Origin of the sequence: Rhodanobacter sp. Root627, assembly GCF_001427835.1 — a bacterium.
GTDB classification, from domain to species: Bacteria; Pseudomonadota; Gammaproteobacteria; order Xanthomonadales; family Rhodanobacteraceae; genus Rhodanobacter; species Rhodanobacter ginsenosidimutans.
Map to the genome: position 1 here is coordinate 214,805 of NZ_LMGW01000003.1, position 14,085 is coordinate 228,889.

14 protein-coding genes are annotated in these 14,085 nt (G+C 67.6%); 3 read left to right on the top strand and 11 right to left on the bottom strand.

Annotated elements, in window-relative coordinates; all coding sequences use genetic code 11:
* Positions 1–20 precede the first annotated feature (20 nt).
* Together ASD68_RS13780 and ASD68_RS13785 are read left to right on the top strand one after the other, a co-directional pair.
* A complete protein-coding gene (locus ASD68_RS13780; protein WP_056607800.1) occupies positions 21–491 on the top strand; it encodes an Mpo1-like protein in 471 nt (156 codons plus the stop codon).
* Positions 488–895 carry a hypothetical protein gene (locus ASD68_RS13785; RefSeq protein ID WP_056607802.1) on the top strand — a complete coding sequence of 136 codons (408 nt, stop codon included), beginning with the start codon at positions 488–490 and terminating at the stop codon, positions 893–895. The genes ASD68_RS13780 and ASD68_RS13785 overlap by 4 nt, the downstream gene beginning before the upstream one ends.
* A 45-nt stretch (positions 896–940) precedes the next feature.
* On the opposite strand, the gene ASD68_RS13790 is transcribed toward ASD68_RS13785, so the two are convergent.
* Together ASD68_RS13790 and ASD68_RS13795 are read right to left on the bottom strand one after the other, a co-directional pair.
* Positions 941–3,064: a hypothetical protein gene (locus tag ASD68_RS13790; RefSeq protein ID WP_056607803.1), complete on the bottom strand. Its 2,124-nt coding sequence runs from the start codon at positions 3,062–3,064 to the stop codon at positions 941–943.
* Between the two features lie 142 nt (positions 3,065–3,206).
* Positions 3,207–4,535: an amino acid permease gene (locus ASD68_RS13795; RefSeq protein WP_056084736.1), complete on the bottom strand. Its 1,329-nt coding sequence runs from the start codon at positions 4,533–4,535 to the stop codon at positions 3,207–3,209.
* A gap of 136 nt (positions 4,536–4,671) precedes the next feature.
* Between ASD68_RS13795 and dinB the strand changes: the two genes are divergently transcribed.
* Complete coding sequence (gene dinB, locus ASD68_RS13800) at positions 4,672–5,808, top strand: DNA polymerase IV (protein WP_082546080.1); 1,137 nt, start codon at positions 4,672–4,674, stop codon at positions 5,806–5,808.
* A 56-nt stretch (positions 5,809–5,864) separates the two neighbouring features.
* On the opposite strand, the gene lpdA is transcribed toward dinB, so the two are convergent.
* The 9 genes from lpdA to ASD68_RS13845 form a co-directional block, all read right to left on the bottom strand.
* Positions 5,865–7,637 carry a dihydrolipoyl dehydrogenase gene (gene lpdA, locus ASD68_RS13805; RefSeq protein WP_056607806.1) on the bottom strand — a complete coding sequence of 591 codons (1,773 nt, stop codon included), beginning with the start codon at positions 7,635–7,637 and terminating at the stop codon, positions 5,865–5,867.
* Positions 7,638–7,689: 52 nt separating this feature from the next.
* Positions 7,690–8,601 (bottom strand): mechanosensitive ion channel domain-containing protein, encoded by a 912-nt coding sequence (locus tag ASD68_RS13810; protein WP_056084728.1) that lies wholly within the window; start codon positions 8,599–8,601, stop codon positions 7,690–7,692.
* Positions 8,602–8,611: 10 nt separating this feature from the next.
* On the bottom strand, positions 8,612–10,273 hold the full coding sequence (gene aceF / locus ASD68_RS13815; protein WP_056607808.1) for a dihydrolipoyllysine-residue acetyltransferase: 1,662 nt from the start codon (positions 10,271–10,273) through the stop codon (positions 8,612–8,614).
* Positions 10,274–10,535: 262 nt separating this feature from the next.
* Positions 10,536–10,865, bottom strand: a complete 330-nt coding sequence (locus ASD68_RS13820) for a DUF2845 domain-containing protein (protein WP_056607810.1) — start codon at positions 10,863–10,865, stop codon at positions 10,536–10,538.
* 135 nt (positions 10,866–11,000) lie between these two features.
* Positions 11,001–11,576: a DUF924 family protein gene (locus tag ASD68_RS13825; RefSeq protein ID WP_056607812.1), complete on the bottom strand. Its 576-nt coding sequence runs from the start codon at positions 11,574–11,576 to the stop codon at positions 11,001–11,003.
* Between the two features lie 11 nt (positions 11,577–11,587).
* Positions 11,588–12,034, bottom strand: a complete 447-nt coding sequence (locus ASD68_RS13830) for a DUF2383 domain-containing protein (protein WP_056084717.1) — start codon at positions 12,032–12,034, stop codon at positions 11,588–11,590.
* An 85-nt stretch (positions 12,035–12,119) separates the two neighbouring features.
* Positions 12,120–12,869: a DUF2884 family protein gene (locus ASD68_RS13835; RefSeq protein ID WP_156458423.1), complete on the bottom strand. Its 750-nt coding sequence runs from the start codon at positions 12,867–12,869 to the stop codon at positions 12,120–12,122.
* A gap of 83 nt (positions 12,870–12,952) precedes the next feature.
* Positions 12,953–13,480, bottom strand: coding sequence for a hypothetical protein (locus ASD68_RS13840; RefSeq protein WP_056607814.1), 528 nt, complete (start codon positions 13,478–13,480; stop codon positions 12,953–12,955).
* Complete coding sequence (locus ASD68_RS13845; protein ID WP_056084711.1) at positions 13,480–14,010, bottom strand: peroxiredoxin; 531 nt, start codon at positions 14,008–14,010, stop codon at positions 13,480–13,482. Before ASD68_RS13845 ends, ASD68_RS13840 begins: the two co-directional genes overlap by 1 nt.
* Between the last annotated feature and the right edge of the window lie 75 nt (positions 14,011–14,085).

The following is a 14,085-nucleotide window of genomic DNA, read 5'->3' on the forward strand; positions in this document are numbered from 1 at the left end:
ACCAAGGTCCGGAGATCCCCATGCGCACCATGCAGGATTGGCTCGACAGCTACAGCCGGGATCACCAGAATCCCACCAACCAGGTGTTCCACTGGCTGTGCGTGCCGCCGATCGTGTGGTCGGTGATCGCGCTGCTGTGGACGGTCCCGGTGCCGGCGTCGTTCGCGCGGCCGGGCGCGTGGTCGGTGCTGGTGATGGTGCTGGCGTTCTACTGGTACTGGAAGCGCTCGCACCGGCTGGCGCTGGGGTTGCTGCTAGTGTTCGCCGTGCTGGGGCTGTTTACCAACCTGCTCTATTACCGGCTGGGCGCCATGATGTTGTGCTACGTGGCGATCGCCGTGTTCGTGGTGGCGTGGATCGGCCAGTTCATCGGCCACCAGTACGAAGGGCGCCGGCCCAGCTTCCTCACTGATCTTTCCTACCTGCTGATCGGCCCCGCATGGCTGATGGCCAAGCTGCTGCGCAAACTGGGGTTCAAGCAGATCACATGACCACCTTTCTTACCGTGATCAGCAGCCTGCTGTGGTGGGTGCTCTACAGCAGCATGGCGGCGCTGGTGTTCGCGCTCATCGGCTGGTCGGTGCTGCGCTGGACCGAACGCTGCGCCGTGGTGTTCAACCGCATCTACCTGGCCTGCCTGGTCTGGACCATGCTCGGCATGCTGCTGGTGGTGGGCGTGGCCGCCTACGAGGGACACCTGCAGCCGCCGTATGGCGCCCTGCTGACCTCCGGGTTGCTGCGCTGGGCGCTGGTGCTGGACATGCTGATCGGCACCGTGCTGCTGTGGCGGCTGGTGCCGCGCATCGACGCCCGCCGCATCCGCCCCGGCAGCGCCTGCATGGCGGTGGCGGCAATCATGGCGATCAGCTTCGGCGTGGCGACCAGCCTGGCGTAGTTCTGCTCCCTCCCCTGCGATGCAGGGGAGGAACCGAGTCGGACATCATCGCTGCCGGCGATTCGCCTCGCGCACCGCATCCACAAACCCGCCAAACGGGATGTCGGTGATGCCGACCAGCCCCACGTGGCTGTTCTCGCCATCGAGCAGGCGGCCGGTCACCGGCTGATCCAGATACTGGAACCAGTGCGCGCCCACGATCTGCGGATCATCGGCGGCCGCCGCCAGGAAGTGGGCGTAGGCCGGGCCGCGTTGCGCCTCGTTCGCCACCGAGACCACGCCCTTGCCGAACGGACCGCGGTCGTCGGAGCCGAAGTGGAATTCGCTGATCAGCACCGGTTTGTCCAGCGCACGCATCGCGGCGGCGTCGAAGCCGTGTTGCGGCAGGTCGGCGTAGACGTTGAAGCTGACCACGTCGCAATAGCGGGCGCAGGCCGCCACCGCTTCCGGCGTGTTCACCGCGAAGCGGCCGCCCAGGAACAGGTGGTGCGGATCGTGCCGGTGGATGGCCTCCGCCACGGTGCGGAAATAGGCGTCCGCGTACTGCCGCAACCACGCCCGATAGTCGTCGGCGATGGCCGGATGCGCCGCGCTCGGCAGCGGCGCGGCAAAACCGGTGGCGTCGAGCGCGCTCCATGAGGTCAGCGCGATGCCCCAGGCATTGGCCAGCGTTTCGGGCGCCACGTATTTCTTGCGCAGCGCGGCGATGAACGCCCGCTTGGCGGGACTGGCCGCATCACCCGCCAGCGTGCCCTGCGCCAGTCCCCAGCGCCCCTGCGCACCCGCGCCGGCCCAGGCCAGTTCGTTGTCGGCGAAATAGCCCAGCAGCCACGGGTCGTCGCGCACGCCGGTGCTGGCCTTGATCACGGCGGCATCGGTCGCCTGCACGAATCGCGGGTCGAACGGATCGGGCATGCGGCCCCAATAATCCAGCCCGCTGGCGACATTGGCGTAAGCGCCGGCGATGTTGATCGAGCGCGTGTACGGCAGGCGATGCGCCTGTCCCAGCACCGGGTCGCTCCAGTCGCCCAGGGTGTTGAAGCCCCAGGCCTGCAACCGCTCCAGCGTGCGCGTACGCCATGCGGCCAGCCAGCCCATGCCATCGACGCGATACAGGTTGGCCGCGTAGAAATCGAACCAGCGCCCGTGGTTGTAGCCGATGCCCTGGCTGGCGCCCTGCTCCACGCTGCGATTGTCGCCCGTGCCGTAAAAGGCGGCCCATTCGCCATCGCGCGGCGGCAGACCGGTGAACATGAACTCGCGGCCTTCGACATAACTGCGCCCACCATCGGCAGCTACCGCGTTGACACCCAGCGAGAAGAACGCATGGCCTGTGGGTGTCACCAGGTGCCAGCGTCCATTCACCTTTTGCGTATGGAACCAACCGGTTTTTGTCAGATTTTGGAAGTCCAGACGTCCGCCGTACTCGTCCTGACCGACGTGCATTTTTGCCTTGTCGAGTGCCACTCGTTCGCTGGCATGCGCGGCACGCAAGGCGGCGTCGGACGTGATCTTCTCCGGCCACCGGCCGCGCGCGGCCTGGCCATAACGATCGACGATGCCGGTATAGGCTTCACGCTGCAGCGCCTGCCCGGAAACCGCCTCGACGCGCCCAAACAGCAGCGTCTGCTCCGCCTGCGGCGCCGGCACCCCGAAGCGCAGCGTGTGCACCGTGCGCGGTTCGAGCCGACCTTCCACCGTGGTGGCAAGCAGGATGGGGCGGCCGTGATCGTCGAATGGCATCGGTGGCGCGACCTGCATGCCCATCTGGCGCGGACTTGTCGCGTGCAACGGGATCACCAGCGTCTGCGGCGGCCCGGCCGGCAAGCCCACCTGCGCGTGCAGGTGCTGATCGGGGTTCGCACCGCCGATGTCGATGGTCAGCGTGACTGCCCAAGGCATCGCGTTCTGCACCTGCACCTGCAGTTCGTCGTCGGTCGCCAACGCGTTCGCCGACGTCACCGTCAATGCCGGCGAAACGGCCGCCTCGAAGGTGAAGCGTTGCAGGGTGAAACCGTCGATCACCTGCGGCGCGCCGTCGCGGTGCACACGCTCCAGCGTGACGGGTGCCGTCGCGGCAGGCGCGGCCAGGTCGATCGGCGTCATCGACGCCTGCGCGTGGCAGCCGCACAACAGGCCCAGGCAACCGGCGAGGACGATCCGCTTCATGGCTCCGCCGTCTCGATCGAAACGTCGAGTATGGCGCGCGAAGGTGAAGCGCAGCCATCGCGGTGCGCGCAACGCGCGGTCGCCAGGCAACGGCACGGCCACCGCATCGGTTGCCCACCGAGTGCCGATCTCAGCGCCGCATTCAACCCGCCTTGCGACCTTCCAGCCAGCGCCAGCCGTAATACACCGGCACGCCCAGCGCGATGATCAGCAGGCTCATGCCCGCGTCGCCGGGGCGGTTGATCGCCGAGGCCACGATCACGCCGAACACGGTGATCACGAACACCAGCGGCAGCAGCGGATAGAACGGCACCCGGTACGGCGCCGGCTCGTCGATGAAATGCTTGCGGTACCAGAACAGCGTGGCGATGCCGAACACGTGGCCCAGCCACTCGCCCACCGTGGTGTAGTTGAGCAGCTGATTGAAACTGCCCGACAGCGTCAGCACGATCGCCCACGCGCCCAGCGCCAGCAATGCGATCTGCGGCGCCCGGGTGCGCGCATCGATGCGCCCGGCCGCGCGAAAGAACATGCCGTCGGCGCCCATAGTCTGCAGCACGCGGGCACCGCCGGCGATCGCGATGCTGCAGTAACCGAAGGTGGAACAGGCGATGCCCGCCGCGATCACGGTGGCGCCGTGCGGGCCGAACAGCTTCGCCATCAGGTCCGCCGCGGGCGCTTCGCTGGCGGCCAGGCCCGCATGACCCAGGCCGCCCAGATAAGCCAGGTTGGCCAGCACGTAGCAGATCACTACCCCGCCCATGCCCAGGCCCAGCGCGCGTGGCAAGGTGCGTTGCGGATCGCGCACCTCGCCCGCCAGATCGTTCAGGTAATGAAAACCGCCGTAGCTGAAAAGCACGGGCAGCAGCGCGCCTGCGAAAGCCCACGACGACACCGGATGCGCGCTGTCGGTCGAAAGCGCCAGGCCGAAATTGCCGTCGGCCAGGATCAACCCGGCCACCACCAGCAAGGCCAATGCGGCCAGCTTCAACACGGTGAACGTATTCTGGATCAGCGCACCGGCACGGATGCCGAACAGGTTGACGCCCACGATGAACACGATCGCCCCCACCGCCACCGGCGACGCATACAGCAGCGGCAGGCCGATCGCCGCGCACAGGTAACGGGCGAACATGGTGGCCACCGCCGCCACGCTGCCGGGGTAGTTGATCAGCGCCATCGTCCAGCCGAACAGGAACGCCGGCAGCAGCCCGAACGCCTCGCGCAGATAGACATAGATGCCGCCCGCCTGCGGCCGCCGCGCGCCCAGCTCGGCGTAACACAGCACGCCGGCCAGGGTCAGCAAGCCGCCGACCGTCCACAGGATCAACACCTCGGTACCCGAGCCCGTGTTGCGCGCCACCGTGGACGGCGTGAGGAAGATGCCGGCGCCGATGACGCCGCCGATCACGATCATCGCCGCGTCCCAACTGTTCAGGCGGCGGGCATAGGCGGCAGGTTGGGTCGTCATGGCCGCCACCTTGCCATTGTGCGGGTGGTTTCGACCAGCCCCATTCGTACCGCGGAGTCGGCCATCCGCATCACTGCTGACACATGGTGACCGTGGCGGGTTCTAGAATCCGGGCATTGGTATTCCGGTTGCCCGCGTGTCCGTCCCTCCACGAAAAATCCTGCACATCGACATGGACGCGTTCTACGCGTCGGTGGAGCAGCGCGACGATCCGTCATTGCGCGGCCAGCCGGTGGCGGTGGCCTGGCGTGGCGCGCGCTCGGTGGTGTGTGCGGCCAGCTATGAGGCGCGCGTGTTCGGCGTGCGCTCGGCGATGCCGGCGATGCGGGCCGAGCGCTTGTGTCCGCAGCTGATCTTCGTGCCGCCGGATTTCGTGCGCTACAAGGCGGTGTCGCGGCAGATCCGCGAGATCTTCTCCCGCCACACCGACCTGATCGAGCCGTTGTCGCTGGACGAGGCCTACCTGGACGTCACCCACCCGAAAACCGACTTGCCCTCGGCCACCGCCACCGCCGAGGCGATCCGGGCGGCGATCCGCGCCGAGACGGCGTTGACCGCATCGGCCGGCGTGGCGCCGAACAAGTTCCTGGCCAAGATCGCCTCGGACTGGAACAAGCCCGACGGCCTGTGCGTGATCCGCCCGCACCAGGTCGAAGCGTTTCTAACCCCGCTGCCGGTCGGCCGGCTGCCCGGCGTGGGCAAGGTGATGGAGGCGAAGCTGGCGGCGCTGGGCATTGATACCGTGGGTGCGCTGCGGGCGCATGCGCTGGCCGAATTGGAGGGCCGCTTCGGTCGCTGGGGTCGCCGCCTGCATGAACTGGCGCGCGGTATCGACGACCACGCGGTGCAGTCCGAACGCCCCACCCTGCAGATTTCCGCCGAAGACACCTTCGAGCATGATCTGCCGCTGGACGAGATCGAGCCGCACATCCGCCGCCTGGCCGAAAAAGCCTGGGCCGGTCACCTGCGCCAGCACGGCACCGGCGATCACCGCCGGGTGGCGCGCACCGTGGTGCTGAAACTCAAGACCTCGGATTTCCGCACCCTCACCCGCAGCCTGACGCCGTCGACACACCCGTCATCGGCCCACGCGCTTGCCGATATCGCCTGTGCGTTGCGCGATCGTGTGGACCAGTCAGCGGATCACCGCTATCGACTGGTCGGCGTGGGCTTGTCCGGCTTTATCGAAGCGGAGGACGAGGCGATGCAGGGCGATCTGTTTGTGGGAGCGACTTCAGTCGCGATGGCTTCGAATGAGAAGCATCGCGGCTGAAGCCGCTCCTACAGGAGCATTCGCGCACACGGTGCGCTCCTGCAGTCTGTCGAGGGTCACTTCTTTTTCGGGATGTACAGGTCGGTGATGGTGCCTTCGTAGACTTCGGCCGCCATCCCCACCGACTCGCCCAGGGTGGGATGCGGGTGGATGGTGAGGGCGATGTCAGCCGCTTCGCTGCCCATCTCGATCGCCAGCGCCAGTTCGGAAATCAGGTCGCCCGCGTTCACGCCGACGATGCCGCCACCGACAATGCGATGGGTCTCCTCGTCGAAGATCAGTTTGGTGAAGCCTTCGGTGCGGTCGATGCCGATGGCGCGGCCCGAGGCCGCCCACGGGAACTTGCCCACGCCGACCTTCAGGCCCTTTTCCTTCGCCTCGCGCTCGGTCACGCCGACCCAGGCGATTTCCGGGTTGGTGAACGCCACCGACGGGATCACCCGCGCATCGAAATGACTCTTCAGCCCGGCCACCACTTCGGCCGCCACGTGCGCTTCGTGGGTGGCCTTGTGCGCCAGCATCGGCTGGCCGACCAGGTCGCCGATGGCGTAGATGTGCGGCACGTTGGTGCGCATCTGCGTGTCGACGTTGATGAAACCGCGATCGGTCACCGCCACGCCGGCCTTTTCCGCGCCGATCTTGCCGCCATTGGGCGAGCGGCCCACCGACACCAGCACGCGATCGAACAGCGTGGTTTCGGGAATGCTGTCGCCCTCGTAACCGACCTCGATGCCTTTTTTGGTGGCCTTGGCGCTGACCACCTTGGTCTTCAGGTGGATGCCCTTGAGCCGGCTGCCGAGGCGCTTGGCCAGCGGCTTGATCAGGTCGGCATCGGCGCCCGGGATGATCTGGTCCATGAACTCGACCACGGTCACTTCGCTGCCCAGCGCCGCATACACCGTGGCCATTTCCAGGCCGATGATGCCGCCGCCCACCACCAGCAGCTTCTTCGGCACGTCCTTCATTTCCAGCGCGCGGGTCGAGTCGAGGATGCGCTCGTCGTCCCACGGGAACATGCCCAGCTTCACCGACTGCGAGCCGGCGGCGATGATGGCGTTCTCGAAACGGATCAGCTTCACGCCGTCGTTCGTCTGGACTTCCAGTTCGTTCGGCGAAACGAAGGTACCGGTGCCCTGCACGGTGCGCACCTTGCGCGCCTTGGCCATGCCGGCCAGGCCGCCGGTGAGCTGGCCGACCACCTTTTCCTTGAAACCGCGCAGCTTGTCGAGATCGAGTTTCGGTGCACCAAAACTCACGCCATGGGCAGCCATCGCCTCGGCTTCATCGATCACGGCGGCGGCATGCAGCAGCGCCTTGGACGGGATGCAGCCCACGTTGAGGCAGACACCGCCCAGGCTGGCATAGCGCTCCACCAGCACGGTGTCGACGCCCAGGTCGGCGGCGCGGAACGCCGCGGTGTAGCCGCCGGGGCCGGAGCCGAGCACGACCAGCTTGCATTCGACGTCGGGCGTGCGACCGGACGCGCCTGCGGCAGTCGGCGCCGGCGAGGCGGCAGGTGCCGGGGCGGGCGCAGCAGCCTTCGGCGTCTCGGCCTTGGGCGTCGGTGCCGGGGCGGCCGCCACGGCATCGCCGGCGACCTCCAGCACAACGATCACCGCGCCCTCGGAAACCTCGTCGCCCACCTTCAGCTTCAACTCCTTGACCACACCCGCGGCACTGGAGGGAACCTCCATGGTCGCCTTGTCCGACTCCAGCGTGATCAGGCTCTGTTCCTTTTCCACGGTGTCGCCGGCTTTCACCAGCACCTCGATCACCGGCACGTTGTCGTGGCCGATATCGGGAACTTTTACTTCGATGGTGTTGGCCATGGTTTTTCCTCGGGAGTTGCGGGCTGGCGGTTGTGGCCGCCGGCCACGGGATTCAGGAGACAGGGATAGCGCGTTGGGGCCGGCGCAACTGCACGTCGCGCTGCGGCAGGGGAATCGTTATGCCATGCGCCAGCAAGGCATCATGCAGCGCCCAGTTGTAGGCGGCCAGCGCGGCGCCGGGTCGGCGGGTGGCATCGGCATTCAGCCACACCACCAGCTCGAACTGCAGCGCCCATTCGCCGAAAGCCACCAGTCGCACCTGCGGCGCCTTGTCGCCCTCGGCGTCCAGCGTGAACTTCACTTCGTGCACCGCCTGGAGCGCGGCTTGCCGCACGGTTTCCTTGTCGCTGGCGTAGGCCACGTGGAACGGAACCTTCAGGCGCCGGAAGCCCTCGCGCACGGTCCAGTTGACCACGCGACCGTTCACGAATTCGGAGTTCGGCACCAGGATATCGATGTCGTCGTTGGTGGTGATGCGGGTGGCGCGGATATGGATGTCGCGCACGCGGCCGTGCACGCCGGAAGCCAGGTCGACGAAGTCGCCCACCTTGAGGCTGCGGTCGAACAGCAGCACCACGCCGCAGACGAAGTTGTTGAAGATGGCCTGCAGGCCAAAGCCGAGGCCCACGCCCAGCGCGCCGGCAAACACGGTGAAACGGGCGATCGGGATGCCGCTGGCATTCAGCGCCAGCAACACGCCGACCAGCAGCAACAGGTAGTGCATCAAGCGGCCGAACACGTAGATGGACGACAGGTTGACGTGCTCGTAGCGGCGCGCGTAACGGCGCAGCAACTGCCGCACCAGCATCGACAGCAATACGCAAAGACAGAACAGCAGCACCGCCGCCGCCAGCGAGCCGACGGTCAGATCAAAGCCGCCGCCGTGGAACAGCGGGCGACTCAACCACTCGCTGACCGGCGTAGCTGCGGGCTCCGCGGGAATCAGTGCCGCCGCCAGCAGCATGCGGCCTCCGTCACAGCAGCAGGCGGCGGATGTCGGCCAGCTGGTTGGCCACGAACACGGCGAAACGGGCGGCCAGCGCGCCGTCGATCACGCGGTGGTCGTAGGACAGCGACAGCGGCAGCATCAGCCGCGGCGCGAACTCCTTGCCGTTCCACACCGGCTTCATCGCCGACTTGGACACACCCAGGATGGCCACTTCGGGCGCGTTGACGATCGGCGTGAAATACGTGCCGCCGATGCCGCCCAGCGAGCTGATCGAGAAGCAACCGCCCGACATGTCGGCCGGGCCCAGCTTCTTGTCGCGCGCCTTTTTGGAGATCTCGCCCAGCTCGCGCGCCAGCTCCAGCAGGCCCTTCTTGTCGCAGTCGCGGATCACCGGCACCACCAGGCCATCGGGCGTGTCCACCGCGATGCCGATGTGGAAATATTTCTTGAGCACCAGCTTCTCGCCGCTCTCGTCCAGCGAGGCGTTGAACTGCGGGAACGCCTTCAGCGCCGCCACCACCGCCTTGATCTGGAACACCAGCGGGCTGATCTTGGTGTCCTTGTTCTCCGCGCCAAGCTGCTTGCGGAACGCCTCCAGCTCGGTGATGTCGGCGTCTTCGTGCTGGGTGACGTGCGGGATCATCGCCCAGTTGCGGGCCAGGTTGGCGCCGGAAATCTTCTGGATGCGCGACAGCGGCTTTTCCTCGATCTCGCCGAACTTGGCGAAATCCACCTTCGGCCACGGCAGCAGGCTGAGCCCGTTGCCAGCGCCCGCCGCACCGCCGGAAACCGGCCGCGCGCCGGAGGCCAGCGCGTGTTTCACATAGCCGCTCACGTCGTCGCGCTGGATGCGGCCGCCGCGACCACTGCCCTTGACCTGCGCAATGTCCACGCCCAGCTCGCGGGCAAATGCGCGCACCGCCGGGCTGGCGTACGGCGCATCACCCGGCATCACCACGCTGGCATCCACCGGCGGACGGGCCACCGGCAGGTTGCTGCGGTCGGCTTGCGGCGCGGGGGCGGGCGCAGGGGCCGGTGCAGCCGCCACGGGTGCCGGCGCCGGGGCCGGTGCGGCTGCCGGTGCGGCAGGCGCGGCATCGCCACCTTCGATCATGGCGATCACGTCGCCCTCGGAGAGCTCGTCGCCCACCTTCACCTTCAGTTCCTTCACCACGCCGGCGAACGGCGACGGCACTTCCATCGTGGCCTTGTCCGACTCCAGTGTGATCAGGCTCTGATCCTTGGTGACGGTGTCACCCACCTTCACCAGCACTTCGATCACCGGCACGCCGGAGTGGCCGATGTCCGGCACCAGCGCGGGGCGCACGCCGCCGGCGGATGGCGCGGGCGCGGCAGCGGCGGGCGCCTGGGGCGCCTCGGCCTGCTTGGCGGGCGCCGGGGCGGCGGCGGCCTTGGGTGCTTCCTGGGCGACGGGTGCGGCGCCAGCGCCGTCAGCCTCGATGATGGCGATCACCGCGCCTTCGGAAACTTCATCGCCCACTTTCAGCTTCACTTCCTTCACCGTGCCGGCGAACGGTGCGGGGACTTCCATCGTGGCCTTGTCCGATTCCAGGGTGATGAGGCTCTGTTCTTTCTCGACGCGGTCGCCGGCCTTGACCAGTACTTCGATGACCGGTACGTCAGCGTGGCCGATGTCGGGAACACGAGCTTCTTTGAGATCGGCCATGAATGGCTCCTGGAGATGGCGGGGACAATGGTGCGCCGCCGGAGGGGATCGCGGCGGAAACAAGTGCCAATCATAACGAACAGGCGGGTCTTTCGCCCACTATGCGGCGGAGTATGCGGGTCGCGGAGGACGCTCGACGGGGCCGAACCCGCCCATGGCGGATGCGGCAACGCGGGTCACGGATCGGCGGCTGGCGTCGACCGCAGGGCGGCGGCGCCCGGGGCCGAAATCACCCGGGTTGCGCCTGGCGGGTAGCGCGTTCTCAGCGGCGCCGGTCGTCGATGTCACCTACCGTGCCATCGATGATGGTCACCGTGGTGAGGTGGTTGCCGCGACGGTATTGCCACTGCTCGCCGCGGTCGGCATCGGTGATCACGCGCACGCCACGACCGCCGCGCGACGTGGCGGGATGGCGCCGGAATTTGCGCGACGGCTTTCCCAGCAGCTCAACCACGCGCATCACGCTGTCGCCGGTGGTGAGGACCTGATTGCCGACACGCAAGGTGTTGGAGGCGAAAGTCGCCGTACTGGAGAGGCCGAGCGCGCAGGCGAGTGCCAGCGCGAGCGGCAGGGATGTGGCGGGTTTGGGCATGGTCGTTCCCGATGGCGAGGTAGCCCGTGATGGGCGCCGATCAGGCTGGCGCGGTGCGCCGCGGGACGGTATCGGAAACCGCTGCATGTACGCGAAGGGGTTTGCCGGCATCGGCGCCAGCGCGGCACCGGTCGATCAGAAGCCGGCGCCCGGCTGTGCCAGGTAGATCGCCTCCTGCGCCGTCGACGAACGGCCCCGCACCGCATTGCGGTGCGGGAAGCGGCCGAAGCGCTCGATGATGTCGCGATGGCGCCGCGCGTAGTCGAGAAAGCCCTCGAACGATGCCCGCTGTTCGGGGCCCGACTCGGCGCAAAGCGCCTCGAACAGCGCCACCGAGCGATGCTGCACGGCGAGATCCTCAGCGTGTTCCAGCGGAAGATAGACGAACACGCGCTGCAGCGGTGGCAGGGCCTGGTCGTCGCCGCGTTCGATGCCCGCCAGCGCCAGCGACAACGCCTTGGGGTCTTGCGCCCAGGCCTTGGCATCGTTGCGGTGGAGATTGCGGCTGAACTGGTCCAGCAGGATCAGCAGCGCCAGCCAGCCCAGCGGTGTACGCGTCCAGCCATCGAGTTCACCGTCGGCCGCGGCGGTGGCGACGGCACCGAAACGGGTGCGGATCTGCGCATCGAAGGCGGCGTCGGCGGCAAACCAGTGCGCGGCGCTTTCCTCGGCAAACCAGAAGGCAAGCACGGCCTCGGCGGTCGGCGACATGGGATCTTCCTTCAATGACGCGCGGTGCCACCCAGGCCATGCATGTCCAGGTGGATGCCGTGCAGGCGCGGCAGTTGCCGGCGCAGCACCAGCGCCACGTCGGCAGGGGCGGTGGCAATGGTGGCGCGTTCGAACAGGTGCAGCAAGCGCACTTCGTATTGCCCCAGTGCGTGGATCCAGTCGTTGTCCGTGCGCGAGGCGTTGTTGGGCATGCCCGCCGCCCACTGTGCCCGCAGCGTGCCGCGCAAGGTGCCACGCTGCCGGGACGGTTCACCGGTCCTGCGCTGTTGTGCCTGCAGGTCGGCGACCACCAGCATCAGCGTCTGGGCGTTTTCATTCAGCACGCTGCGCAACCCCGGCTCGCGCGCGGCGGTGGCGGCACGGCGGTACAGCCGGCACAGGTCGATGCTGTGCTGGATGAGGGGTTCGTAGATGGAACGGGGAGCGAACAGCGCCACAATCGGCTCCAGCGGGTGATGAAGCGAGATGACGCGTCATCCTCGTCGCTCACCGCTTAGGGAGCCCTGAACGGCGATCAGGCAATCACTGCCCGATGTGCAACAGGTTCAGCGGCTGGCCGTTGCTGCCACGCACGCCCTGCTGCAGATCGGCCAGCCGGGTGATCGCGGGGCACAAGGCGGCGATCTGCGGTTGCAGCGCCTGCATCCGCTGTTCCAGTCGTGGTCGCAGGCCGCTGGCCAGCCCGGTGGCCTGGTCGCGCAGCGTCGCCGCCGCCTGCAGATCACCCCGCATCGCCGCGTCGAGCGCCTGCTGGCCGAGGTCGTTGGCCAGCAACGGCAGCACGTCGGCGGCGATCTGGTTGGCGTACTGGTCGATGACGTCGCTCTGCCAGTCGTGGGTGCTGTTGCTGGCGGCGATGCGCTGCTTGAAGGTGGCCGCGTGGCTGGCCAGGCGACGATCGAGCTCCGCCCGGGTGTCGGCGCCGAGGCTCATGCCCCGGGTCTCCTCCTTCAGCGCCCGCACCGCCATATCCAGCCCGTGCTGCGCCACCGTGCGCACACGCGGCGCCAGCGCGCGCAGCTCGCGCTCGAACAAGGTCAGGCGATCCTGCTGCTCCGCATTCAGCGCTACCGCTGTGCCGTCGGTGCGCAACGTGCCTCGCTGCATCTCGACGTGGAACGGGGCCGGTGACGGCCGGTCGAACAGGATGCTTGAAGGCTTCAGGGTGACGTCGTAACTGCTGCTGGCGTGGCAGGTGGTCGCCCATTCCTGCGCCGACAGCGAGGTGGCCGTCAACGTTGTGCACAGCAAGACAAGCAGGCGAAGGCGCATCGGATGGATCCCTGAAAAACGTTGATCACCCATAACGGCCGGCGCACCAATCCCTGCTGAATGCGCCTGCAGGCAAACGTCCATCAGCGCCGGCGCATGAACCGGGCACGCACGTCCGGCCGACCCAGCCGCCAGGCCAGCCACAGCAGCACCGGCACGGCGACGGCCTTCATCCCCAGCGCCAGCAGGTAACTGTGCGGAAGCTGCGCCACCATCAGCGACACGGCGGTGTCCGCCGGAAACAGTGCCCGCATCGCCGAAGCCAGCAGCACGCCGCTGGCCAGCGCCCACGCCGCCAGCAGCACGGCGGCGACGCGCAAGGCGGAACGCGCCCAGGCCTGACGCAGGATCACGCCCGCGCACAGCACGATGATGACAAACGCGACCAGCAGGTAAGCCGCATCCCACGCCAGCATGCGCTGCAGCGCCGGCACGTGGTCGGTGTCGCCCGCGGGCCAGCGTTGCAGCTCACCCCAGACGGCGCTGCCGTGGTTGATGTATTGCACGCCACCGATCGCGGCAAACAGCAGCAACAGCCAGGTCACCACACGCCATGCCGCCAACCCGCGTCCGGGCGCCACCCGGCCTTCGGCGCGAACCAGCAGCGGCATCAGCCCGCCGCCTTCGACGCGGCGAGGTCGGCCAGCACCTGGGCGGAGTTCTTCTCCGGGTCAACGTCCTCATAGACCTTGGCCACCTTGCCCTGCGGATCGATCAGGAAGGTGGTGCGCCGTGCGTAATGCGAGCCGCCGCGGGACGCCAGTACGCCGTAAGCGGCGGCGACGGTGGTGTCCGCGTCGGACAGCAACGGGAAGGGCACGTGGTATTTGCGCGCGAACTCGGCGTGCGATTTCACGTCGTCGAGGCTGATGCCCACCACCTTGGCGCCCGCCTTGCGCAGCTTGGCGATGTCGTCGCGGAAGGTGCACACCTCGGTGGTGCAGCCGGGGGTGAAATCCTTCGGGTAGAAATACAGCACCAGCCATTGGCCGTGGAAATCGGACGGCTGCAGCCAGTGGCCGTTCTGATCCTGCAAATGGAAGGCCGGCGCGACCTGCCCCACCTGTGGTCCCGCTGCCCATGCCGGGGCCGCCAGACCGAACAACAAGGCCACGACAAGCAAACAGGAAATGCGACGCATGGGCGGACTCTCCATGGATGACGGGAAAAAACGACAGTCCGCAGTTTACGCGTAGAAACGAGGAAGGGCGCCACC